This is a genomic window from Bacillus sp. SRL337 (assembly GCF_984799155.1).
On sequence record NZ_OZ481793.1, the window covers coordinates 3,516,063 to 3,539,743 of the forward strand.

At 43.3% G+C, this 23,681-nt stretch carries 21 protein-coding genes and 1 pseudogene; 8 read left to right on the forward strand and 14 right to left on the reverse strand.

Annotated elements, in window-relative coordinates:
• Positions 1–6: 6 nt before the first annotated feature.
• From pfkA to dnaE, 6 genes are all read right to left on the reverse strand, one after another.
• Entirely contained in the window at positions 7–966 is a 960-nt protein-coding gene (gene pfkA, locus AC4E8A_RS17830) for a 6-phosphofructokinase (protein WP_490194945.1), read from the reverse strand.
• 300 nt (positions 967–1,266) lie between these two features.
• A complete protein-coding gene (accA, locus tag AC4E8A_RS17835) occupies positions 1,267–2,247 on the reverse strand; it encodes an acetyl-CoA carboxylase carboxyl transferase subunit alpha (protein ID WP_490194947.1) in 981 nt (326 codons plus the stop codon).
• Positions 2,241–3,110, reverse strand: a complete 870-nt coding sequence (gene accD / locus AC4E8A_RS17840; protein ID WP_490194949.1) for an acetyl-CoA carboxylase, carboxyltransferase subunit beta — start codon at positions 3,108–3,110, stop codon at positions 2,241–2,243. The genes accA and accD overlap by 7 nt, the downstream gene beginning before the upstream one ends.
• A gap of 189 nt (positions 3,111–3,299) precedes the next feature.
• Positions 3,300–3,914 carry a FadR/GntR family transcriptional regulator gene (locus tag AC4E8A_RS17845; protein ID WP_490194951.1) on the reverse strand — a complete coding sequence of 205 codons (615 nt, stop codon included), beginning with the start codon at positions 3,912–3,914 and terminating at the stop codon, positions 3,300–3,302.
• An 8-nt stretch (positions 3,915–3,922) separates the two neighbouring features.
• Positions 3,923–5,161 carry an NADP-dependent malic enzyme gene (gene ystJ / locus AC4E8A_RS17850; RefSeq protein ID WP_490194953.1) on the reverse strand — a complete coding sequence of 413 codons (1,239 nt, stop codon included), beginning with the start codon at positions 5,159–5,161 and terminating at the stop codon, positions 3,923–3,925.
• A 163-nt stretch (positions 5,162–5,324) separates the two neighbouring features.
• A complete protein-coding gene (gene dnaE, locus AC4E8A_RS17855; protein WP_490198928.1) occupies positions 5,325–8,678 on the reverse strand; it encodes a DNA polymerase III subunit alpha in 3,354 nt (1,117 codons plus the stop codon).
• 212 nt (positions 8,679–8,890) lie between these two features.
• On the opposite strand from dnaE, the gene ytrH reads away from it, so the two are divergent.
• Together ytrH and ytrI are read left to right on the forward strand one after the other, a co-directional pair.
• Positions 8,891–9,226, forward strand: a complete 336-nt coding sequence (ytrH, locus tag AC4E8A_RS17860; protein WP_490194955.1) for a sporulation membrane protein YtrH — start codon at positions 8,891–8,893, stop codon at positions 9,224–9,226.
• Positions 9,223–9,729, forward strand: a complete 507-nt coding sequence (gene ytrI / locus AC4E8A_RS17865) for a sporulation membrane protein YtrI (RefSeq protein WP_490194956.1) — start codon at positions 9,223–9,225, stop codon at positions 9,727–9,729. The genes ytrH and ytrI overlap by 4 nt, the downstream gene beginning before the upstream one ends.
• A gap of 416 nt (positions 9,730–10,145) precedes the next feature.
• On the opposite strand, the gene AC4E8A_RS17870 is transcribed toward ytrI, so the two are convergent.
• Complete coding sequence (locus AC4E8A_RS17870; RefSeq protein ID WP_490194958.1) at positions 10,146–11,084, reverse strand: DHH family phosphoesterase; 939 nt, start codon at positions 11,082–11,084, stop codon at positions 10,146–10,148.
• 100 nt (positions 11,085–11,184) lie between these two features.
• On the opposite strand from AC4E8A_RS17870, the gene AC4E8A_RS17875 reads away from it, so the two are divergent.
• The gene (locus AC4E8A_RS17875; RefSeq protein ID WP_490194960.1) at positions 11,185–11,490 is read left to right on the forward strand and encodes a YtpI family protein; all 306 of its coding nucleotides are present in this window, start codon (positions 11,185–11,187) and stop codon (positions 11,488–11,490) included.
• 41 nt (positions 11,491–11,531) lie between these two features.
• Here AC4E8A_RS17875 and AC4E8A_RS17880 read toward each other — a convergent pair whose 3' ends face one another.
• The 4 genes from AC4E8A_RS17880 to ald all read right to left on the reverse strand — a co-directional run bounded on the left by AC4E8A_RS17880 (position 11,532) and on the right by ald (position 15,620).
• Positions 11,532–12,851: a DRTGG domain-containing protein gene (locus AC4E8A_RS17880; protein ID WP_490194962.1), complete on the reverse strand. Its 1,320-nt coding sequence runs from the start codon at positions 12,849–12,851 to the stop codon at positions 11,532–11,534.
• Positions 12,852–12,934: 83 nt separating this feature from the next.
• Positions 12,935–13,180 carry a hypothetical protein gene (locus AC4E8A_RS17885; RefSeq protein WP_490194964.1) on the reverse strand — a complete coding sequence of 82 codons (246 nt, stop codon included), beginning with the start codon at positions 13,178–13,180 and terminating at the stop codon, positions 12,935–12,937.
• A 252-nt stretch (positions 13,181–13,432) separates the two neighbouring features.
• Positions 13,433–14,113 (reverse strand): metal-dependent hydrolase, encoded by a 681-nt coding sequence (locus tag AC4E8A_RS17890; protein WP_490194966.1) that lies wholly within the window; start codon positions 14,111–14,113, stop codon positions 13,433–13,435.
• 388 nt (positions 14,114–14,501) lie between these two features.
• A complete protein-coding gene (gene ald, locus AC4E8A_RS17895) occupies positions 14,502–15,620 on the reverse strand; it encodes an alanine dehydrogenase (RefSeq protein ID WP_490194968.1) in 1,119 nt (372 codons plus the stop codon).
• A gap of 245 nt (positions 15,621–15,865) precedes the next feature.
• Between ald and AC4E8A_RS17900 the strand changes: the two genes are divergently transcribed.
• The 3 genes from AC4E8A_RS17900 to spoIIP all read left to right on the forward strand — a co-directional run bounded on the left by AC4E8A_RS17900 (position 15,866) and on the right by spoIIP (position 20,065).
• Positions 15,866–17,203, forward strand: a complete 1,338-nt coding sequence (locus AC4E8A_RS17900; RefSeq protein WP_490194970.1) for a purine-cytosine permease family protein — start codon at positions 15,866–15,868, stop codon at positions 17,201–17,203.
• Positions 17,204–18,651: 1,448 nt separating this feature from the next.
• Positions 18,652–19,176, forward strand: a complete 525-nt coding sequence (locus tag AC4E8A_RS17905) for an RNA polymerase sigma factor (protein WP_490194972.1) — start codon at positions 18,652–18,654, stop codon at positions 19,174–19,176.
• Positions 19,169–20,065, forward strand: coding sequence for a stage II sporulation protein P (gene spoIIP / locus AC4E8A_RS17910; protein ID WP_490194973.1), 897 nt, complete (start codon positions 19,169–19,171; stop codon positions 20,063–20,065). The genes AC4E8A_RS17905 and spoIIP overlap by 8 nt, the downstream gene beginning before the upstream one ends.
• 53 nt (positions 20,066–20,118) lie before the next feature.
• Here the strand turns inward: spoIIP and AC4E8A_RS17915 are convergent, their stop codons facing one another.
• Positions 20,119–20,277 (reverse strand): hypothetical protein, encoded by a 159-nt coding sequence (locus AC4E8A_RS17915; RefSeq protein WP_490194975.1) that lies wholly within the window; start codon positions 20,275–20,277, stop codon positions 20,119–20,121.
• 115 nt (positions 20,278–20,392) lie between these two features.
• Between AC4E8A_RS17915 and AC4E8A_RS17920 the strand changes: the two genes are divergently transcribed.
• Positions 20,393–20,842, forward strand: a complete 450-nt coding sequence (locus tag AC4E8A_RS17920; protein WP_490194977.1) for a universal stress protein — start codon at positions 20,393–20,395, stop codon at positions 20,840–20,842.
• A 168-nt stretch (positions 20,843–21,010) separates the two neighbouring features.
• Entirely contained in the window at positions 21,011–21,862 is an 852-nt protein-coding gene (gene pheA / locus AC4E8A_RS17925) for a prephenate dehydratase (protein ID WP_490194979.1), read from the forward strand.
• Between the two features lie 44 nt (positions 21,863–21,906).
• On the opposite strand, the gene AC4E8A_RS17930 is transcribed toward pheA, so the two are convergent.
• Both AC4E8A_RS17930 and AC4E8A_RS17935 read right to left on the reverse strand, forming a co-directional pair.
• Positions 21,907–22,749, reverse strand: a complete 843-nt coding sequence (locus AC4E8A_RS17930) for an EcsC family protein (RefSeq protein ID WP_490194981.1) — start codon at positions 22,747–22,749, stop codon at positions 21,907–21,909.
• Positions 22,750–23,310: 561 nt separating this feature from the next.
• A pseudogene (locus AC4E8A_RS17935) lies at positions 23,311–23,622 on the reverse strand (transposase); the annotation flags it as partial.
• Positions 23,623–23,681: the final 59 nt, after the last annotated feature.

The following is a 23,681-nucleotide window of genomic DNA, read 5'->3' on the forward strand; positions in this document are numbered from 1 at the left end:
GTTCTTTTAGATGGACAACTCTTTAGATAGTTTGTACATGTTCAAATCTAGTACATGTTCTTTAGCCAATGCTTCTATGATATCATAATCAATCAGCTGATTTTTCTCGATTCCTACTGCTCTTCCACCTTTACCCTCTGCAAGCAAGTCGACTGCATGGGAACCTAAACGGCTTGCAAGCACACGATCTGATGCTGTCGGTGAGCCCCCACGCTGGATATGCCCCAGTACGGAAACACGGGTTTCCAGATTTGTCGCTTCTTCAAGTCTGGCAGCAAATTCATTCCCGCTCATCACCCCTTCAGCTACAATGATAATACTATGCTTCTTACCGCGCTCCTGGCCTTTTTTCAAGCGGCTCGCAATATCGTCCATATCATGATTGTCTTCAGGGATTAAGATTGTCTCTGCACCACCTGCAAGCCCTGCCCAAAGAGCAAGGTCCCCGGCATTTCGACCCATGACTTCAACAATGAATGTCCTTTCATGCGAAGTAGCTGTATCGCGGATCTTGTCAATTGCATCGATGACTGTATTCAATGCCGTATCAAACCCGATTGTATACTCTGTTCCAGGTATGTCATTGTCGATTGTCCCTGGTACACCTACACAAGGATAACCAAGTTCAGTCAGTGCTTTCGCCCCGCGATAAGAACCGTCTCCTCCGATGACAACCAAGCCTTCAATTCCATGCTTTTTGAGCTGCTCGATGCCCTTCTGCTGCCCTTCTTTTGTCTTGAATTCTTCACAGCGCGCAGTATAGAGCATCGTGCCTCCGCGATGGATGATATCACCAACAGATCCGAGCTCAAGCTTTTTGATGTTTCCGTTGATCAAACCGTTGTAACCTTGGTAAATTCCGTACACTTCGATGCCTTGATAAATAGCCTGTCTGACGACTGCCCGCACAGCTGCGTTCATACCCGGCGAGTCTCCGCCGCTTGTCAATACACCTATTCTTTTCATAGTAAACCACCTCTTAATATGTCTTTATGTATAGTAAATTTGTTATTGAACTTTTTGGAGAGCTGCAAGAAGAGTTTCGGGGATACAATACAACACTTATTATTATAGGCAATACACCTATGGATTATTTCTAAAATAACATGAAGATTGACTGCTAACAACGAATATAGAACCTTTAGACTAAAAGACGGAATGTTCTAATAAATGAAAGCGTTTAACTGTAAAATAATGCGTTTTCAACTACCTGTTCGCTCTCCATCACTGATAAAAAAGCAAAAAAGCGTGGAAAAGGTCCCACGCTTAAGAATTTACCCCCGTATACTCATCTAAAACAGTATATTCACCCATTAATTTATATTTTTCATAACGGCCTTGGATTAACTGTTCTGAGGTCTGAGGCACCAATTGCTCCAGAGAAGCCTTGATGATTTCATCGATGTTTCCGGCTTGCTCCTTGACATCCTTGTGGGCACCGCCTTTTACTTCCGGAATGATTTCATCAATGATTCCCAGTTCCTTTAGATCAGGGGCTGTAATCTTCATTGATTCTGCAGCCCTTTTAGCTTGGGACGAATCCTTCCAAAGAAGCGCTGCTGCACCTTCCGGGGAAATGACAGAGTAGGTGGAGTTCTCAAGCATATGAATATGATTTCCCACACCCAATGCAAGGGCTCCCCCGCTTCCTCCTTCTCCGATTACAATACAGATCACCGGTACACTTAACCCGGCCATTTCAAACAGGTTCCGTGCAATGGCTTCACTCTGCCCGCGTTCTTCGGCAGCTTTTCCAGGATAAGCACCCTTTGTATCAATAAAACAGATGATCGGCCTGCCGAACTTATCGGCCTGTTTCATCAGTCTTAGTGCTTTACGGTATCCTTCCGGGTGAGGCATACCAAAATTGCGCCGGATATTTTCTTTTGTATCCTTTCCCCGCTGGTGGCCGATGACTGTCACAGGAAGACCTTTAAATTTCGCTATCCCTGACACCAGGGCTTCATCGTCCCCATAAAGGCGGTCACCATGCATTTCATGGAAATCAGTAAACAAATGGCTGATATAGTCAAGGGTGGTCGGCCTATTCGGGTGTCTGGCTACTTGCACCCTGTCCCAAGGTTTCATATTTTCATAAAGATCATTTTCCAGTTTATGCAAACGGGCTTCCAGCTTTTCAATCTCTGAGGAGAGATCCACATCGGAATTCTTTGTGAAATCCTTCAACTCTGTAATCTTATTTCTAAGCTGTATCACCGGTTTTTCAAATTCCATTTCATTTACCATGTCAATTCACCGTCCCACTGATGGATCTCCAGGATGTTCGAGATCTTCTCTTTTAAGTCCAATCGTGAAATAACATCATCCAACTGCCCGTGTTTCAGAAGGAATTCAGCAGTTTGGAAGTCTTCAGGGAGATCTTCCCTTATCGTCTGTTCAATAATCCTTCTTCCTGCGAATCCTATCAGCGCCCCAGGTTCAGCAAAATTGTAATCACCAAGTGAAGCGAAGCTCGCTGAAACTCCGCCTGTAGTCGGATGGGTCATGATGGAGATGAACAATCCTCCGTTATCACTGAATCTCCTTAGTGCTACAGACGTTTTTGCCATTTGCATCAGGGATAATACCCCTTCCTGCATACGGGCCCCGCCGGAAGCAGTGAAAATGATGAATGGGCAGTTTCTTCTGTCTGCTTCTTCGACTGCCCGTGTGATTTTTTCACCAACAACCGAACCCATGCTTCCCATACGGAAACGTGAATCCATAATGGCGGTAACAGCATCAAAGCCATTCACTTTTCCGGCACCCGTTACGACGGCTTCGTTAATACTTGTTTTTTCACGGTCCTTTTCCAGTTTTTCTATGTAATCAGGAAAATCAAGCGGGTTTTCTGATATCAAGTCAGCATCCAGCTCTTGAAATGTTCCTTCGTCAAAGAAACTGTCCAAGCGTTCGAATGCGTTCATTTTATGATGATAATCACAATGAAGACAGACGTTCAGATTTTTTTGAAGTTCTTTAGTATACATGATTTTTTTACAATTCGGGCACTTCGTCATGATTCCTTCCGGTACGTCTTGTTTAGCCGCATCGGAGGGGATGGTTGCGTATTTCTTCTTTTTCGTTTTAACAAAAAGATCCTTAAGCAAAAGTGAAACCTCCTTATTTACACTAGTGTCGGTACCTGTCCTTAAGGAAAGGACGAATTCTATTTTCTGATGATAGTAATGTTTGATTACAGGACATGCTCTTATTCACTCTATCTTACTTCAAGCAAAAAGGATGTAGGAACATGTCGGTATTTTCTCGACAAGTTTTGCTATAGGGATGCATCAAGCTTACCCTTTCAATATATAATAAGATTCCCACATTCTATCTTCATCTTTTGCATGAAGAGATTCGATCAGGCACTTGCCGGCATCTTTGTACTTTTTATCCATCGGCACTGCTTTTTCCACCATAGATCCATATTGAGAAAGGATATACCAAATCTTTTCTCCTAACAGATTATTTGATTGATGGATAATTTCCCTTAAGAAACTGTCAACGGTATGAAAGTCTTCTGTAACAAGGCAGCTTTGAAGAGTTGTCAAGCGGATATCCGAATGGAAAATGGTTCTTAAGCTTTCTTTTTCCAGCCATTCCTTTGTCAGCAGGACATCGCCTCTTGCCTTGTCGTCCTTTAAAATAAACGTTCCCAGCAGTTCCACTAGATGGTGGTTTCTGAAATCCTTCAGGAACGTGCCTTCCCCGCGCCTTGTTTCAATCAGCCCCAACAGCTCCAGGGCCCGTAAAGCCTCTCTAATTGAAGAACGCCCTGCTTTCAGGCGTTCTGACAACTCTCTTTCGGAAGGAATCTTGTCACCAGGCTGCAAATCATCATTAGAGATCATATCCCTTATTCTATTAACGATTTCAATAAAAACTTTTGAACTAGGTTTTGTTGGATCCATCGGCCGGATTATTCACCCTTTCCAATGACAGCCAGCTGTTCAGTCTTCTTGCGCACCTCTTCAGGATCGACCTTCTGCCTTGCGACACCTGTCTCCATGGCAGCCTGAGCTACTGCCGCAGCCACTGCAGGTGCTACACGGGCATCAAATGGTGCCGGTATAACATAATCGGCATTCAAATCCTTCTCATCCACCAGCGAAGCAATTGCTTCAACGGCAGCCTGCTTCATCTTTTCGTTGATATGCGTGGCCCTGACGTCCAGTGCCCCTCTGAAGATACCCGGGAACGCCAGTACATTGTTTACCTGGTTTGGGAAATCAGATCGGCCGGTCCCCACCACTTTTGCTCCTGCAGCTTTAGCGTTTTCGGGCATGATTTCCGGAACAGGGTTAGCCATTGCAAATATGACCGGATTTTCTTTCATGGATCGAACCATATCTTCCGTCAATGCTCCTGCAGCTGAAACACCGATGAAAACATCCGCGTCTTTGATGACATCTTCAAGCCCACCTGCGACGCGGTCACGATTGGTATATCTGGCTACTTCGTTCTTGATATCATTCATTCCGTTCGGACGTCCCTCATAAATGGCACCTCTGGTATCGCACATGACGATATCCCTGACTCCGTAATTGTGAAGAAGCTTGATGATGGCAATTCCAGCTGCTCCTGCCCCGTTCGCCACTACTTTGATTTCTGACATCTTTTTTTCGACGATTTTCAGGGCATTTACGAGACCAGCCACAGTGACGATCGCCGTGCCATGCTGATCATCATGGAATATCGGGATATTGGTTTCTTTCTTTAGCCGTTCTTCTATGACAAAACAGTTCGGTGCAGCGATATCTTCTAAGTTCACGCCGCCGAATGTCGGTTCCATCAATTTAACCGTTTCAACAATCTTGTCCACATCCGTAGTGTCGAGACAAATTGGAAATGCGTCTACTCCTGCAAAGCTTTTGAAAAGAACAGCTTTTCCCTCCATAACAGGGAGAGCCGCAGCCGGTCCGATATTGCCGAGTCCAAGTACAGCAGTCCCATCTGATACCACTGCTACCATATTGCCTTTCATCGTATATTCATAGACCGTCTCAGGTTTGTCGTAGATCACTTTACATGGTTCGGCTACACCTGGAGAATAAGCCAGACTAAGGTCTTTGGCATTCTTGACTTCTACCTTTGATTTCGATTCCAGTTTCCCCCGGTTTATTCTATGCATGTGCAACGCTTCTTCACGTAATGACAAGCTTGTTCACTCCTTAAAGTATCTGCAATAGTGCTGTTTTTTTAAATAAAGATCATAATGACTTAAGTGGTCAGACCACCCTTTTCCCTTTAAACAATATAATAAATGGTTAAGTAAGTAAAGGAATTATTATTAATTTTCTTCTTGGGATCGTGTGGTCCAATCATTTTAAAACTGTATTCTTCTCCCCTAGTGTCCCCTTCAGTTCACGGAGGCATTCAGCCGTCGGATTCACCCATTGATTATTCTGAAGCTGTACTGTACGGCGTTCATCTTCAAAGTGGATGATCACCGGAGTCGTTCCTTTATACCTTTGTAAAGTCTGTTTTACTTTGGCAAAAGACTCTCCCGCAGAAGTATCTACCTTCAGATAAAGCCTTCTGTTGATTTCATTTGAAAGATTTTTCACTTCATCTATAGTGAACACTTTATTGACCAAGAGCTGCAGCTTGTCATTCCTCTCCTCCACCGAACCTTCCAGCATAAGGATATTCCCTTCTTTGAGTGAAGCGGAATACTGGCGGAATGCATTTGGGAAAACGACACCTTCCATTTCTCCGCTCGAGTCACTTATTACTATAAAAGCCATTACTTCTCCTTTTTTGGTCCTGATGGTCTTCAGAGCCGCAATATAGACGCCGACCCTGATATGCTTGTTTCCAGGTTCCAACTCAAAAAGGTCTATTGCCGAAATATCTTTAAACAATTCTTCATATGGGGAAACGGGGTGATTGGAAAGGTACAATCCGAGCACCTGTTTCTCGTATTCAAGTTTTTTTTCAAGGGGCATATCTTCCACTTCCGTGTACTTCGGTTTCAAAAAGAAGGCCTCCTCTTCCTCAAACAGATCATAGTCCTGATCCTGCGGGCGCACCAATTCAGAATGCTCCAGTGCGACATCCAGGCTCGCCAGCAGGGTGGCACGGTCCTGGCCGAAATCATCCAGTGCCCCTGAAAAAACCAGGGATTCCAACGTCTTTCTATTCACCGCTTTCAATGATATCCTCAAGCAAAAATCAAATAAGTCGGCAAATGGTTTTTCCTGACGTTCCTGATAGATTTCCTTAAGGGCTGCAGCTCCAACACCCCTGATGGCTCCCAGACTATAACGGATCCCGCCTCTTTCCACTTTAAAGGGAAACTGGCTAAGATTTATGGAAGGAGGAAGGATGTTAATATCATTCTGCTTGGCTTCACGGATGTATTGGGATACCTTTGTATCATTCCCGATCACCGATGTCAGCAGCGCAGCTAGAAAGTAAGTTGGATAATTGGCTTTCAGATAAGCAAGCTGGTAGGCAATCATACTGTAAGCTACGGCATGGGAACGGTTAAAACCGTAATTCGCAAACCGCACAATCAAATCATAAATTTCCTGAGCTGTTTCAAAAGAGTACCCTTTCTTCAAGGCCCCATCGATGAAGTGCTTTCGTTCACTGTCCAGAACATCCCGCTTTTTCTTACTGACTGCCCTCCTCAGCAAATCGGCTTCTCCCAAAGTGAACCCGGCCATCTTAGAGGCTATCTGCATGATTTGTTCTTGATAGACAATGACCCCGTATGTAATTCCGAGGATTTCTTTTAAATCTGGATGAGGAAAATCGATTGTTTCGTCTTCATGCTTCCTTGCGATAAATAACGGAATATTTTCCATAGGACCCGGTCTGAACAAAGCATTTACAGCTACGATATCCTCAAAAGATCCCGGCTTTAATTTCACAAGAACATTTTTCATTCCCTCCGACTCCAGCTGAAAAACTCCATCTGTCCTGCCCTGGCTTAAAAGCTCAAAGGTCTTTTGATCGTTCTGTGGAAGGTCATCCAAAGCGAGCCTTCTGCCTGTCCCTTTCTTTATTGAAGAGACGATCCGGTCAAGAATCGTTAAGTTCCGCAAACCAAGGAAGTCCATCTTCAACAGGCCAATTTCTTCCAGGGTTTCCATAGGATATTGAGTCAGATGAACACTTCCCTGCCCAGACTGAATTGGGATCAAATCAACGAGCGGCCTTTCACTGATGATGACCCCTGCAGCATGTGTGGAAGCATGCCGCGGCAGCCCCTCCAATTTCAGGGCTGTTTGGAATAACCTTTGTTTATGCTGTGATTCATTCATAAAGTTTCTAAATTCAGCTGATTCATCGTAGGCCGCTTTCAAGGACCTGCCATGCCTTGAGGAAACAAACCTTGAAAGCTGCTCCAGTTCTTTGGAATTGAATCCAAAGACTCTTGCCGTATCCCTGAGGGCTGCTTTGGCGGCCAGGGTCCCAAACGTGATGATTTGGGCTACATGCAATTCTCCGTATTTCCGATGTACATATTCAATGACTTCCTCCCGTCGGTAATCAGGAAAATCAATATCGATATCCGGCATGGAAATTCTTTCAGGGTTGAGGAATCGCTCAAATAACAGTCCGTGGCGAATCGGATCAACATCAGTGATCCTGAGTACATACGCGACAAGAGAACCTGCAGCCGATCCCCTTCCCGGTCCGGTCAGGATATGCTGGTCCCTGGCATATTTCATAAAGTCCCAGACTATTAGGAAATAATCACTGAAATTCATTTTTTGAATAACTGATAATTCATATTTCAGCCTGTCGATATATTCTTGCTTATTCTCCAGCCCTCTCTCCTTAAGCCCGTCCATGCAGACCCCCTGAAGGTAATCGTCTGCGGATTCACCGGAAGCAAGAGGATATTTAGGCAGGAGGTTTTGGTTAAAAGCAATCTCTACACTGCATTGCTCCGCGATAATCAACGCATTTTCGAGGGCATCCACATGGCGGCCGAACAAATCGAGCATCTCTTCTCTGCTCTTTAAGTAGTACTGGTCATTCGGCAGTATCTCCCGTTCATCATCAGCCAGCTTCACTCCATCACGGATGGCGAGGAGACACTCATGAGCGAACGCATCTTCTTTTTCTACAAATTGGACATCATTTGTCACAACGTGTTTAACAGAAAAATGCCTGTTCAGCTCTTGAAAACCCTCCTCTATCTTTCTCTCCTCTTGCAGATCATGGTCTTGAAGCGAAAGATAAAAGGAGTCCTCCCCAAAGATTTGCTGCAGCCTGCGGAGGACGTTTCCCGCTTTTTCCAAATTGTCTGCCAGCAAATGTTGTTCTATTTCACCCTTAACCCCAGGGCTGATGCCAATAAGGCCTTCCCCATAGCCTTTCAGCCATTTATAGGGAATGCCTTCCGGAGATTTCGTTCCAATCACGCTTGAAATCTTCAACAGGTTTCGATAACCTGCATTATTTTTGGCAAGCAGAACAAGCGGAAAGCTCTTTTCTTCACTTTCACTTATTACATCTGCGGTCATCCCGATAATGGGCTTTATATTATTTTTAAGGCATTCCTGATAAAACGGAATGACTCCATACATCACATTTCGATCCGTGATCGCCATCGCACGGTAGTTATTCTGTACAGCCTTATGTACAAGCGTTTTGATCGAAGCTGTGCTCGATAATAAACTATAAGCGCTTGACACCTGCAAGTGGACAAACGACATGAGCACCCACACTCCTTTTCTCATACTCCTTCCTTCCATTATAAGAAACTATAAGTAAAAAAGAAAATATGTTCGCTTTTTTCTCAACTTGTATTCCTCATATGTCAACGGCCAGTCCCATATATATAACTAAGAGGATTTGGAGGACAAACGCATACGTTCATGCAGAAAGCGAAGTGTCAAAAAGATTATTAATTTCGGAGTTGATGAGAATGACTGAAGCTTTCTTTCCGGAGCTTTTCAAAAGTTACTTTATTGCAATGGGCGTTCTCCTCGGCGGATGCTTGCTTGGAGGTCTCGCCGCCTTCATGACCGGACAGCCGCTGCTGACAGAAATCTCCCGCTTGTCCAGCATTCTGAGGATCTGGGCGATCATCGCGGCAATCGGCGGGACCTTTGATACGCTTTATAGCTTTGAAAAAGGATTTCTGAACGGTGAAACCAAAGAAGTGTTCAAGCAGTTCCTTCTGATTCTTTCTGCCATGGGAGGAGCCCAGACTGCCGCTCTCTTCATCTACTGGCTGACACAGGAGCATATATCCCCATGAGGATCCCGCCCTACTACAGGCAGCCCGCATGGCAGAGATTCTTTGCCGGAGCACTCATCGGCGGTGTCATCAGCTGGATGATCTTTCTATTTATGTTCGGGGTCCTTCAAGAGGAACAAACGTCATTGATTGAAGAACAGCAAAAAACGATTAAGGACTTAGAACTTGATATCTCGCATTGGCAGGAGGATTTCAAAGAACTGAACAAAGAGAACAGCAAGCTGCTGACCATCCAGGACATCAAACTTGAAATCGTCAATGCCAAAGAATATGGGATCAATGACTCACTCAGTATCTTCCAGGCAGAAGAAGATATCAAAAGCGACCTCAGTCCGCTGCTGGCAAAAGACCTGGACTCTGTTTACAAAAATAAGGACCTTGTAAAAAAAACAATTGAAAATAAGACACTTAAAATCAATGACAAGAGATACAAAGTTATAATTAAAGAAATCTATTTTTATACGGTGATCAAGATCATTCTCGAATTGGAGTATGATGGGTAGTTTTCGGGGCACTCAGGGGGACGGGATGTTTCTCTGGGTGTTTTTATTATGAACTTTGGTGTTATGAATCCTCCATGGGACACCCTGACTTTGAAAGCAGCTCACCTTTGGTCTTATAAACCCTTCATGGAACACTCTAATCTTTGAAAACAGCTCTCTCTTGGTCTTATGAACCTCCCATGAGACACCCTAACCTTTGAAAGCAGCTCTCTTTTAGTCACATGAACCCTTCATGGAACACCCTGACCTTTGAAAGCAGCTCTCTTTTGGGCTCATGAACCCTTTATGGAACACCCTGACCTTTGAAAGCAGCTCTCTTTTGGGCTCATGAACCTCCCATGAGACATCCCACACCAAACGGATCTTATAAAAAAGAGGCAATCCGCCAGGCGAATCCCTCTTTTCCAGTACGCTTACTATTCATTTGCACAAATCTCGATAAGAGCTTTTACTATCTCCTCTTTTTGCTTCCAGTCAAAGATGGAAGCACCGGCTGCAAGCGGATGTCCGCCTCCATTATATTTTTTGGCAAGTGTGTTGATCACCGGTCCTTTTGAACGGAAACGAACACGAATCTGGTCGGGTTCTTCTATGAAAAACACCCACGCTTTGATTCCTTTTACATTTCCGAGTGTACTTACAAGGAGGGAAGCTTCTGCAGGGACGAGGTTGAACTGCTTCAATATCTCATTGGTAATGGTCATGCATCCTGCATTGTTTTCGAGCATTTCAAAGTTTTGAAGTACATACCCTTGAAGCTTAAGGACTTGTGGATCAGATTCATACATCTTGTTGTAAAGCTCATTGCGGTCAAAGTCATAGCGGATGAGTTCTCCCGCCACATCAAATGTTCGCTGGGAGGTGCTTGGATACAAGAAACGCCCGGTATCGCCGACAATTCCGCCGTACAGCAGCCTTGCTGCCTCATCTGTCATTTTCAACCCTTGTTCTTTGCCGTTCTTATAAAGCAGGTAAATCATTTCACTGACTGAGCTGGCATCCGTATCCACCCAAAGCAGATCACCGTATGGGTCCTCATTTGGATGGTGATCGATTTTGATCAGTTTGTCACCGAGCTCGTAGCGTTCGTCGCAAATACGTGCTGAGTTCGCTGTATCACAAACGATGATCAAAGCCCCTTTAAACACACTATCATCAATATGATCCAGCCTTCTTAAATAATGGAGTGTCGGTTCTTCTTTCCCAACTGCATATATATCCTTCTCCGGGAAAGAAGCTTTCAAAATCTCCACGAGACCGCCCTGTGACCCGTATGCATCCGGATCAGGACGGACATGCCGGTGAACAATGATGGTTTGATACTCTTTAATTGTCTCAATAATTTTATCGATCATGACAAACTCCTTTAGACATAAAACGTTCATTTGGAATCCTGCGAAAATACCGTTAAACTATAAGGAGGTTTACAAACGACATTTTTGGAGGATTTAAGATATGCCTGTTCTAGTATTTTTGATCATTCTTTCATTTTCTTTTTATTTTTACTATAAAGTGAAATCGGTAAGAAGCAAACGGTTCATTGAAAAAAAATGGCTTTCCGGTAAATCCAGTATCGCCTTAGGGTTATTTGTCGCCATGTTTGGAATCAATCAGCTGTTTCTTTTTCAAAGCACTTTCACTTACATCATTGCCGCTATTTTTATCATCATCGGTGTTGGGAGTGCCTGGATGGGATGGAAAGTGTACAAGCACTTCCTGCCGCAGGTAATAAAAGAAGCAGAGGAACTGGATAACCGTTAAGATTCTCAAAACCTGCATCCAAAATTGGATGCAGGTTTTTATTAATGTTTATCGATCAGCTGGCAGATCATCATCGCTTTTCCAACAAGCACTGATTCATGAAAAACCTCAACATCGACCTTTCCGAATTTACGCCCTACATCCAGCACATTGGGGCGGATGTCAATAACGCTTTCCATCTGAACCGGCCTGATGAAATAAACCGTCATATTCTCGACTACCAGATCGCCTTTTTTATAGTATTTCAAAGCTCTGTTGGCAGCTTCAGTCACCAGTGTCGTAAAAACCCCGTAGGACATGGTCCCGAGGCCATTCGTCATTTGCGGGGTGACTGGAAATTGATAACTTATTTCACTGGCATCCGTTGTATCCGATGACGTCATATTGCTTGTAATGTTGTCATCTATTGTTTCGCCGACCTGAGGCTGGCGCTGGATCATTTGCATCGCTTTAAGGACATCCTGACGGCTGATGATCCCCTGAAGCTTGTTTTGCTCATCAACTACAGGCAAAACTTCAATCCCTTCCCAAATCATCATGTGTGCTGCCGAGGCTACACTTGTATTCGATCGTACCGCAATCGGCTTTTTGGTCATGATCTTGTCTATTAAAACACTCTTTTCCTGCCCCATTACATCCTTTGAGGTCACCATGCCCTGGACTTTTCTATTTCGGTCGATGACGGGGAAGCGGCTGTGAAAGGTTGATTGATTTTTTTCATACCAATCCTCAAGCGTGTCACCTACATGTAAGTAAACAGTCTGGTCTTCAGTAGTTAGAATATCCTCAACCAGGACAATATCCTTCTTAATGAGTTGATCATAAATGGCACGGTTGATCATAGCCGCCACGGTAAACGTATCATAGCTGGTTGAAATGACCGGAAGCTCCAGTTCATCAGCAATCCTCTTAACACTTTCATCCGTATCGAAGCCGCCTGTTATCAATACAGCCGCTCCCGCTTTCAAAGCCAGTTCATGGGCCTGTGTCCGGTTACCGACAATCAGCAGATTGCCCGCTTCCGTGTAGCGCATCATTGCTTCCAGCTTCATTGCACCGATTACAAACTTATTCAGCATTTTATGTAAACCTGATCTTCCACCGAGCACTTGTCCATCAATAATGTTTACCACTTCTGCAAAAGTCAGCTTTTCAATATTTTCCTTTTTCTTTCGTTCAATTCTGATGGTCCCGACTCTCTCAATTGTACTGACATATCCTTTAGTCTCTGCATCCTTGATGGCTCTGTAAGCCGTTCCTTCACTTACATTGAGAGCCTTCGCAATCTGCCTGACGGATATCTTTTCCCCAATCGGGAGTGTATCGATATATTCAATTATTTGCTCATGTTTGGTCGCCAAGCTTTTCACCCTTCTTTATGCTGCCTAAATATACCTATCATTATAAAGTGAAAAGCCTGGTGTTTCAATTTTCTCCTCAGTGTTCAGCCAAAAGAACGCAGCTTTCTGACCTTTTTCTTCGGTTTCAAACGGCCGCCCTTTGCTTTGACAGTGCGGGGGGTAAAGAGCAGTCCCGTTAAATTGCCAGCGATGACGATGGCCGCAAAGCCAAGCCAGCTGAGGGCAAAAATCTCCTGCAAGCCTCCGGCAAAAATATTCAGGCGGGGAACAGCGTAATAAAGCATCATCCCGGCAAGCAATAAGCAAATTAAATACCTCTGTTTTTTCATATCCTTTCCTCCTTTTTCCTGCTTGTTTTAAATGTATGCGGGACAAACCTATCTCATTAATTATTTCTTTTTAGGGAGATACCGTGGTCTGGAGGGATGAGTGAAGCCTGCCTTAGATCTAGCATGGAATAAAAGCTTTATTCGCACATGAACACTTGATAAAAGAAGAAACAGGCTGAAATAAAGCTTCCGCCCATTTACCAGAATAAAAAAACACTGACCCTTTAACGGATCAGTGTTTCACGGCATCTTTTAAAGCTCGATGACATCTCCTGGATGCATCACTTTTCCTTCCTGGCCTTTCAACATGGATACAAACTTTTCCGGGTCCTGTTTGATCGGCGGGAAGGTGTTATAGTGGACAGGCACCACTGTTTTGGCATTTACAAACTCTGCTGCCAATGCTGCATCATCCGGTCCCATTGTGAAGTTATCACCGATTGGAAGGAATGCCAGGTCAATTGAATGGCGCATACCGATCAGCTTCATATCAGAGAAAAGTCCGGTATCCCCTGCATGGTAGATGGTTTTCCCTTCAACTGTCAGGAGGATTCCTGCAGGCATCCCTGTGTAGATGATTTGTTGATCCTCTGTTTCATACGATGAGCCATGGAACGCCTGCGTCAGCTTCACTCTTCCAAATTCAAAATCGTACCCTCCGCCAATATGCAATGGGTGGGTGTTCACTCCCTGCCAGCTTAAGTATGTAGCCAATTCAAAAGGAGCTACCACCAGGGCATCATTCCGTTTAGCCAGTTCAACCGTATCCCCGACGTGATCATTGTGACCGTGCGTCAACAGTATGACGTCCGGCTTTTCATTTTCGGCTTTCAGGTCAGTAAGCTCGTTCCCGCTGATAAAAGGATCAATCAAAATCGTATGCTTGTCTGTCATAACTTTGACGACTGAATGTCCATGATAAGAAACTTTCATTTTATATGCCCTCCTAAAAAATACTTTTCACTCCTACTTACTTCTTGATTGACAGGAGATATCCTCCCTCAATCAAGCATCCCCTTCTTTTTTACCCCAAAAAGATTCTCTTCAAAAGCCCTAAATGAAGTATCTCTAATCAAACAAAAAGGCTGTTTTCGCATATATTGTTGCTTTCGGAAAAATCCCAGGTGCCGGATTTTTCCCCTGGATTCAGAGGTTTTACTCTCGAAAAAGAACGAGTAGCTCTTTTCTTTCCTGCTCACAGGGGTTTTTAAGACGATTTACCAGGATATATTTGAAATTTATATTGAATAGCAACAAAGTTTACGAAAAGAGCCAACAAAAAAGACTGTTCCACTTCTCCGTGAGGAACAGTCTTTTAAAATTATGCTTGTGCAAGCAGTGTCTTTGTATCAGAGTAATCCAAATCATGCGCTTCAGCTACTGCTTTATACGTCACATAACCGTTCAGTGTGTTGATACCTTTAAGCAAGGCTTCATTATCAAGGCAAGCATCTTTGTAGCCTTTGTTGGCAATCTGGATTGCGTATGGCACCGTTACATTTGTCAATGCAATTGTTGATGTACGCGGAACAGCTCCGGGCATGTTCGCAACGGCATAGTGAACAACACCGTGTTTCACATAAGTTGGGTCATCATGAGTTGTGATGCGGTCTGTTGTTTCGAAAATTCCGCCTTGGTCGATGGCAATGTCCACTACCACTGATCCAGGCATCATGGATTTGATCATATCTTCTGTCACAAGCTTCGGTGCTTTCGCTCCTGGAATCAGTACTGCACCAATCACCAGGTCAGATTCTGCGACAGCTTTCTCGATATTAAGCGGATTGGACATCAATGTTTGTACATCTCCACCGAAAATATCATCAAGCTGGCGGAGGCGTTCAGGGCTCAAGTCCAGGATCGTTACCTGTGCACCCATCCCTACAGCAATCTTAGCTGCATTCGTTCCAGCAACACCGCCTCCGATGATGGTCACGCGGCTGCGGGAAACTCCTGGTACGCCAGATAACAAAATCCCTTTTCCTCCATGGATCTTTTCAAGGAACTGGGCTCCGATTTGAGTCGACATCCTTCCTGCCACTTCACTCATTGGCGTCAGCAGCGGCAATGTACGATTCACTTCTACTGTTTCATAAGCAATGGCTACTACTTTATTCTCTATAAGAGCTTTTGTCAGTTCAGGTTCAGGAGCCAGATGTAAATATGTAAATAGGATTAATCCTTCACGGAAATACTCGTATTCGCTTGGCAGCGGTTCTTTTACTTTCATGACCATGTCCATGGACCATGCTTCAGCTGCGCTTCCAACAATATGTCCTCCGGCAGCGGTATAATCTTCATCTGTAAAACCAGAGCCGAGGCCGGCACCGGATTCAATATATACTTCATGACCAAACAGGGTAAGGTTCACCACTCCTGCCGGTGTCATTGCCACACGGTTTTCATTGTTTTTTATTTCTGTCGGTACTCCGATACGCATTAAAAAAACCTCCTTAGATCATCCATATGTAAAACTTCTTAATCAAATATAACACTATCATTATTAAAATGCTAAACAATTTTCATAAAAATGTAAGCATTTACATTTAGACAGAAAAGCGTGAATTTTCCCTATCAAACAAGGCTTGAAGCTCCTGAAATTTTTCATCTTCTCTTCACTTTTGGCAAACTTCCTATACAATAGGAATAGAATTACTTCGAAGATAGAAATAAGGAGTCCTCCAAATGAAAAATCCAGCAATAGAAAGATTAGGGTTAGAATCAGTTCCGCAAGAATTAAAAACCACTACTTGGTTTGAGTATTTCACCATACAACTTGCCTTCTCAGTCAATGCCGGGAACTTCCTTGTTCCTGCTCTAGCAGTATTGGAAGGCGGACTGCCAATGGGCTGGGCCATCCTCAGCACATTGCTTGGAGCAAGCCTTGCCTTCTTCTTTGTGTCAGTCCTCTCGTTGCCGGGGGCCCGCTACGGACTTCCTGCTCAGTATGTCATCAGATCGATGATCGGAACGAAGCTTTCACGGCTTGTTGCCTCCCCTGTCAGGTCGCTGACGTCCCTCTATTGGTTCAGTGTACAGACGATTGGAGGGACTTTGGTTGTTTTGTCTCTTGTGAATAAAGCTTCAAGAATAGACCTGCCTCTTATCCCGATTGCCGTGTCACTGGCATTGATCATGACCATTTTGGCGCTGATTGGTTTTGAAGCAGTAAAAAAAGCCACTAAGATGTTCATGCCGTTCCTTTTGATTGGGCAGGCTGCCATCCTTTTCATTTTTATAAGCACGGCGGCTGATCGCATGGGAAGCAGTATCTTGTTCTCAGGTGGGGAATTCTCTATAGGTCCCTTTGTGTTTTTTGCCAGCCTTGCATTCGTACAATATGTGTCCGGGGTTAGTGCCTCATCTGATGTAACCCGTTATGCTAGTACAGGGAAGCAGGGGTTCTGGGGACTGTTCGCCGGGAACGTTTTCGGCTTCTTCATGACCGCTCTTCTCGGGACCTTCAGTGCTGCATTATTCCAGAATTCAAATCCCTTTGTGGCAGCAACGGAGCAGACCGGTTCTGTACTTCTGACTATATTGATTGGAATCTGCGCGATGGTTTCGATGATATCGATCAATCTCAGCAACGCCTACACGGGAGGCTTCAGTTTGCTTAATGCAATTCCTGCCCTGGGAAGAGTCAAAAGTGCCCTTGTGTTCGGGGGGACAGGTATTTTCTTAAGCTGCTTTCCTGCACTCGTGGACAATGCCAAGGATTATATCTCACTGCTTGGAGCCTTTGTCATCCCCTTATCCGCCGTGATTGTGGCCGACTATACGTATATTAAGAAAGCGAGAATTTCCGAGGAAGACCTGGCAAGGCTTGCCTCAGGAACATTCAAATATAACCATAAAGCCATTTATGTTATAACCGCTTCTCTTGTAGTCTATTTCCTGATCCCAGAGGGCTGGTCCCCAGGGTTCATCAGCTTTTTGCTGACCTTTATGGTGTATAGTTTTGTTTCGAAACAGGCTGCAAACACAATAAACGATTATAATAAAAGCCGTCATGTTCTTTAGTAACCCATTCGGATGAGGAGGAGAAAAAAGTATTACACATCTAAACTACAATCCTTTTTAACACATCAAATAACATAAAGAACAGCAGACCAAATTATGAAATAGGGGGTCTGCTGTTTTTTATCATTGTAGAGGCCATATCCACAGAAATGTTTTCCCGACGTCTCCATGAGAATATAACTTATGATAAACTTTTGTTATCAGAATTTTCCGAATGAAGCATATTGGATGTTCGATTAAAGGAGCAGGTGAATGGAATATCGGGAAACAAATCCTTAATAGCTTCGTCTAACTATTAAGTGGTTATAAAGATGCTAGTTTTGAACATCAAGGAGGGGATTTTTAATTGGGACTAATAAAATATAACATTCATCTTTTTGTCTTTTTTTTCGCTTTAAGTTTCTTGATATATGGACATAGCTGGACACTCCCGGATCTTTTAAGGCCGATTCTTTTCATAGTGATGATATTTGGTTTTATCTTTTCTTCTGTCGCAGGTGGGCGGTTTAAAAAAGCGATAAGCATTAAAAAAGCTGAAATATGGAAATCTGCTTGGACTGCTGCTTTTAATGCTATCAATTACTATTTCGACTATATTTTATGAACTGATAGAACCATCTCAAATGGTAATTATATTGACGATAGGAGGCTTGTATCTACTCTCATCAATCTTTTCTATACTGAAGAAAGAAGAGGCTTCTTATTCTTAACAATTATTAAGGTGACTCCGAAAATAAAATTCGCTCTAATTCTCTTACCGTTTGCATTCTTAACATTTAGTTTACTGGAACACTCAGGAAACCTGAAAGAGAACACAGGGGTACTAGTTGTTTTACTATCAGCCCTCATTGGAATAGTGTTTGATATAATTAATAAAAAAAATAAAGAAGATTAAATGACTTAATGACGATTCACTTTATCCTTGTTTTTCAATCAGGCGTTTGCTGAATAAGCAGCCGTTTTTTATTCAAGTGAAAGGTGCTTTAATGTAATACCAAAGGACCACCCTAATTGGATGGTCCTGCTTTTATCTTTAGCATTGACTGTTTTTTAAAATTCTGTGGTTTTCCGCCTTTATTTCCCCCTGTATGATTGGAGCGGAAAGCGTTTGACCTCCAGGGAGGCTAGCGTGACGCATCTAGTTCAGCGGCTAGCGACTAGTGGATTTCAGTCTCTCTACTTGCTAATCCAGTTCCATGGCTCCAACGGCTATAGAATTTCAGTCTTTCTCCTTGCGATAAGTCATCATCCGAGAGACCTCCAATCCGTATGTCGCTAAACGGTCACCTAATCTTTAAGTAGGTGTGAGCCCTCCAAAATCGAATGATTTTTCCCAAGACTTAGAGAAAAAAGTCAAACTCATCGTATGTGTACGAAATAATCATTTTAAGGTGTAACCTTTTCGGTCCTCAAGCGATTAATAAATGAAAGGAAAAAGGGGGAAGGCCATGAGGATAGATAATATAGAGAAAATTTATTCTGAATATCATCAAGATGTTTATAAGTTTCTAATCTGCTTTATAGGAAACAAAAGTGATGCAGAAGATTTAACACAAGAGGTTTTTATCCGTGTAATAAAATCGGCTTCAACTTATAACGGCAGCTGCACCTTTACCACCTGGATCTTCTCTATAGCAAAACACACAGCCATTGACCACATCCGAAGAAAAAGGTTCTATTCTATTGTGAAAGATTCTTTCTTTAGAAACATTCCCTCAATCAATTCAGACCCGCAGCACTTATTAATTCATGAAGAAAATAAAAACCGGATTCACCAGGCCATACTCCAACTTAAACCTTCTTACAGAACAGTCATCATTCTTCGAAGCATCAATGAATTCACCGTTGCAGAAACTGCTGATATCTTGAACTGCAGTGCCTCCAAGGTAAAAGTGACTTATCACCGGGCTCTCAAGAAATTGAAAGCCGATATTGAGCTATCTGACATGAAGGAGGTATTAGAGAATGCATAAGGAACAAGAACTTCTAAGTCAGCTAAAACATTCAAAGGAATTCCTGCCTTCAAGTAATTTCACACAAGAGACCATTTCTATGCTGGTGGATGAAGAAAAGGGATATTTAAAAAAGAAAAAAGTCCAGCTGCATTCCTACCTTTCATTTTCACTTTTGACGAGCATAGCTATCATTTTTTGGTTGAGTATGGGGAACGGGGCTTCCAATCTGCAACACTTGATGAATACACTGCCTTCTGCGATTCCTTCAGCTGATAAAGAAACAGAAGTCTACATTTATCACACACATAGCAGAGAATCTTTCATTCCCGAATTGGATGTTGAAAATGCTGAACAGGCACACAGCAAGAAAAAGAACATCCAATTGGTCGGTGAACACCTTGCGAAAGCCTTGAAGGGTAGCGGCATGAAAGTGGAACATGAAAATAAGGATTTTATTTTAGAGCTTGCGGATAAGAACCTGGACTATCAAAGCTCATATGATATGTCACGTCCCTATGTAACCGAGACTGTAAAGCAGAACAGTGACACCTTAGAAATGGTTCTTGATATTCATCGGGACAGCCAGCCAAGAAATGTTACCACTTTGGAGTACAAAGGGGAAAGTTTAGGAAGAGTCGCATTCTTTATTTCTTCAAACATAATGAACTTTGAGGAAGTAAAACAATTTGCTGAAACTGTTCACCAAAAGTTAGAAAGGTACGTTCCCGGACTGTCGAGAGGAATCTTTATTAAAAACAACAGCCCTGTTCAATCAACCTACAATCAGGATTTGTTCGACCGTTCTATATCCATAAATATTGGCGGCGCTGAGAATACGCTGGAAGAGGAATATCGAACCGCAGATATATTGGCAGAAGTCCTTCATGACCTTCACTTAGAAAACTAGATGTGATCCATCAAAAAGCTGTCCGAGCAAAATTTACCGGACAGCTTTCTTCGTTACATCTTCCCGTCCTGATCCGCCAATTCTGACCTAACAGGTCCTGCCTCTCCATCATGCAGGCCTGATTCATAGGAATCCATGATTTGGGACGAAGTCTGTTCTGCTGCTCGTTCATCATAAAAGCTCTGCTGCTTCAATCGATTCTTTTTATCCATGGTTTAATCACCTCCATTTCAGGAAAAATAAATAATAATTAATACTATCTTTTGAAATTCTGTAACAGTTATTATAGGAAATATATAGTAAACTAAAGCTAAGGAGGGATGAGACATGACTTTGAAGTATAAGAATATACTCGTAGCAGTTGATGGATCTAAGGAAGCAGAATGGGCATTTAAGAAATCGATTGATATCGCCTTGCGTAATGATGCAACACTCTCAATCATCCATGTCATTGATTCAAGGTCATTTGCAACCGTTGAATCGTATGACCAATCCGTCGGCGAAAGGGCCAGCCAGTATGCGGATGAAATCATGACATCTTACAAAGAGCAGGCACAGCGTGCAGGAGTTATCGATGTTCACACGTTGATTGAGTATGGATCCCCTAAAGTCGTCATTCCGAAAGATGGAGCGAAAAAAGTAAGTGCAGACCTTATCGTCTGCGGTGCAACCGGGTTGAGTGCAATGGAAAGATTCCTGATTGGAAGTGTGTCAGAACACATCACCCGCTCTGCCGAATGCGATGTCCTAGTGGTTAGGACAGACGATCAGGATTAATTGAAAATGGTTTATCAACTTGCAGAGTTTTCCTCTGCAAGCTTTTTTAGTTATTTCATTTAAACACTTTCAAAATAATAGTAAAATATTTTTTCTGAATACTATCTATACAATCCAAGCGATAACATGCTAGAATATTCAATAAATTTCTCGAGAGGAAGTGTATCTTTGAAAATTGCTTACTTAGGACCTCTGGCTTCTTTTACAGATCTGGCTGTGAAAAGAGCTTTTCCGAAATGCACAGCAATACCCTGCGTAACAATTCCGGATTGTATTGAAGCTGCCATCAAAGAAGAAGTGGACTATGCCGTTGTTCCTATGGAAAATTCCCTTGAGGGGTCTGTACATATTACCGTTGATTACTTATTTCACAAATCCAACTTGAACATCGCGGCAGAACTCACCTCACCCATCCACCAGCATCTCATGATTCATCCAAGCAACAACAGCAATGTTACAGCGTTGGAGAAAATCCTGTCACATTCCCATGCATTGGCACAATGCCATAAGTTCCTAAACAGTGTATATAGGGGCACCGCTTTGGAGCAGACGACTTCAACAGCTGCGGCAGCTAAATATCTGAGTGAACATCCAGAGGAAAAGCTTGGAGCAATAGGAAATGAATTAGCTGCAAACGTATATGGCCTTGAGATTACACATAAAAACATTCATGATTTCGCCTACAACCATACCCGATTCATCGTCCTGCATAAGGACCCTGTCAGACTCGAGCTTCCCAATAAGAAAGTCACAGAAAAAACAACTTTGATGGTGACACTGCCAAAAGACCGCTCCGGGGCGCTTCATCAAGTTCTTTCTGCCTTTGCTTGGCGACAGTTGAACCTCAGCAAAATTGAATCAAGACCGTTGAAAACAGGGTTAGGGGATTATTTTTTCCTGATCGATGTAGAGCAGGAGATGGATGAAGTCCTTCTTCCTGGAGCGATCAGCGAAATGGAGGCCCTCGGATGTAAAGTGAAGGTCATCGGTTCCTATTCATCTTATTTATTAGGTGATTAATCGAAAAGAAGCTGCCGGGTATTCAACGCCCGGCAGCCTTCTTTTTATTCAGTCTCACTTTGCTTACTGGATAAGTATCGGTACTGATAGTATTTCTCAGCGAAATCATTGATTTTTTTCGTGAATTGGTAATTGAAGCCCGCTCCGACTGCCATGCTGATCAAAGGCATGCCCGACATCCGTTTTTTCCGAAACATGGTGATGACCAGCCCTTTCAGCATATGCTTCAGAGGTCCTTCCAGCCATGTATAGTCCGTCAGCTTTTCAGTGCCATTATAGAAATAGTCGTTCTCTTTTCGGTCAAGATCGTCCATCAACTCTCCCCATGCTTCAGCTTTCAAACGAGACGGAAGGGTGGCAGCATGAAACACCTTCAGTGAGGTCATCATTTCAAAAGGGGACTGAACATCAAAACCGTACGAAATCGCGACCAGCTGCACAGAACGCAAATTAATGACACCCAACGCCGGCAAGTCTGCACTTAGAACAGCAGCCCCTCCGCTCCCAGTCATTCCGCCTTGGATGAACGAGTAAAGCTGATGCCTGCCTGTATGCTGTACCGCAATGTAATGAAGCTGGTCGATCGTTAATAAGTGAAGGTCTTGTATAGTGTCGATATCCTGGTTGAATGCACGTGCAGTTTTTAATATACGTTCCCGTGCATCATTCTGAAGCTGCGAACCCTGCAGAAGCGAATGCAGGTGAAACAACCACCCGTCAAGTCTTTGGAAAAACTGTTCCTGTAGTTCTATAGGCAATTTTGAAAAAGCAATGTCCAACCATTTTACATATGTATTCTCAAGGTCATTCGCCTCATAATCATATAAGGCATCCTGCCACTGCCGGATTTCCTCCAGAACCTGTTCATCTCTATTAGACCAATCCATCGATTTCAACCCCTTATCAAGACGTGATTATCTATAATATATCATAACAGCTGGGTTCATCCTATATGATTAATAAGGTTGCCAATTTATTTAATAGAAAAAAACAAAGAAGAGTGAATAGCTTCTTCTGGGGTTGGTTGGAGCGGAAGCTGGTAGACCTCCTGCGGGATTTGCGGGACAGGTGAGACCCCGCAGGCAACGCCGGGGAGGCCAATCCAGCTCCAGCAGCCAGCGACTTGCAGATTTCGATCTCTCTCCTTGCAATAAGTCATCATCGAATCACTCCGTTCTTCGTGATTCCTTTATCACATGCGAAAGCCCTCCAATCTGTACGTCGCTAAACGGCCGCTTCCGCTTTTTATTCACCGCCCGCCACGCGGAGTCGTAAAGCTGGAGGGGAAATCAACTATACTTTTTGTTGAACAACAACCTTAAAGAAAGGAAAACCTCTGGAAAATAAAAAGCCCCCACCGAAGTCAGGTCTCAGACCGTAGACAAACCCCGCTCCAACCAAAAGGTTGGAGCGGGGTTTGCTGATTTTTCCGTAAAAATGGTTGATAATTAGACTGGACAAGGCCCTCGCCATGTCCAGCTTGCTAACGTTTTAAGGTTCATGGCAGCAGACGTAAGCATCGCCTGCAGTGAAACTTTTTTTGACCTCTCAAGGTCGTCCAACGGCATGCCATGCTTCTCGTTCGCATCAGCAAAAACTCTTTCGATTGTTTCTTTTCGCTGTGCGTAAAGTGTTTTATTCAAATCAGTATTCCTCAGATGTTCAACCTCATCCAGGTAATCCTGCCAAAGGTGTCGATGAATCATTTTGGTGTGGTTACAACTTTGGGTGCACTTTTTTAATAACGGGCAGTCTTTACACTTTAAAGGATTAGAAGAACAGATTTTTAGAGTTTAATTGTTGGAAGCTGCATAGTTTA

Excerpts from the sequence above, each read along its gene's own strand:
- pfkA (WP_490194945.1), bottom strand. The coding sequence starts at position 966 with ATGAAAAGAATAGGTGTATTGACAAGCGGCGGAGACTCGCCGGGTATG.
- accA (WP_490194947.1), bottom strand. The coding sequence starts at position 2,247 with ATGGTAAATGAAATGGAATTTGAAAAACCGGTGATACAGCTTAGAAAT.
- AC4E8A_RS17845 (WP_490194951.1), bottom strand. The coding sequence starts at position 3,914 with ATGGATCCAACAAAACCTAGTTCAAAAGTTTTTATTGAAATCGTTAAT.
- dnaE (WP_490198928.1), bottom strand. The coding sequence starts at position 8,678 with ATGTCGTTTGTCCACTTGCAGGTGTCAAGCGCTTATAGTTTATTATCG.
- ytrH (WP_490194955.1), top strand. The coding sequence starts at position 8,891 with ATGACTGAAGCTTTCTTTCCGGAGCTTTTCAAAAGTTACTTTATTGCA.
- ytrI (WP_490194956.1), top strand. The coding sequence starts at position 9,223 with ATGAGGATCCCGCCCTACTACAGGCAGCCCGCATGGCAGAGATTCTTT.
- AC4E8A_RS17870 (WP_490194958.1), bottom strand. The coding sequence starts at position 11,084 with ATGATCGATAAAATTATTGAGACAATTAAAGAGTATCAAACCATCATT.
- AC4E8A_RS17875 (WP_490194960.1), top strand. The coding sequence starts at position 11,185 with ATGCCTGTTCTAGTATTTTTGATCATTCTTTCATTTTCTTTTTATTTT.
- AC4E8A_RS17885 (WP_490194964.1), bottom strand. The coding sequence starts at position 13,180 with ATGAAAAAACAGAGGTATTTAATTTGCTTATTGCTTGCCGGGATGATG.
- AC4E8A_RS17890 (WP_490194966.1), bottom strand. The coding sequence starts at position 14,113 with ATGAAAGTTTCTTATCATGGACATTCAGTCGTCAAAGTTATGACAGAC.
- ald (WP_490194968.1), bottom strand. The coding sequence starts at position 15,620 with ATGCGTATCGGAGTACCGACAGAAATAAAAAACAATGAAAACCGTGTG.
- AC4E8A_RS17900 (WP_490194970.1), top strand. The coding sequence starts at position 15,866 with ATGAAAAATCCAGCAATAGAAAGATTAGGGTTAGAATCAGTTCCGCAA.
- AC4E8A_RS17905 (WP_490194972.1), top strand. The coding sequence starts at position 18,652 with ATGAGGATAGATAATATAGAGAAAATTTATTCTGAATATCATCAAGAT.
- spoIIP (WP_490194973.1), top strand. The coding sequence starts at position 19,169 with ATGCATAAGGAACAAGAACTTCTAAGTCAGCTAAAACATTCAAAGGAA.
- AC4E8A_RS17915 (WP_490194975.1), bottom strand. The coding sequence starts at position 20,277 with ATGGATAAAAAGAATCGATTGAAGCAGCAGAGCTTTTATGATGAACGA.
- AC4E8A_RS17920 (WP_490194977.1), top strand. The coding sequence starts at position 20,393 with ATGACTTTGAAGTATAAGAATATACTCGTAGCAGTTGATGGATCTAAG.
- AC4E8A_RS17930 (WP_490194981.1), bottom strand. The coding sequence starts at position 22,749 with ATGGATTGGTCTAATAGAGATGAACAGGTTCTGGAGGAAATCCGGCAG.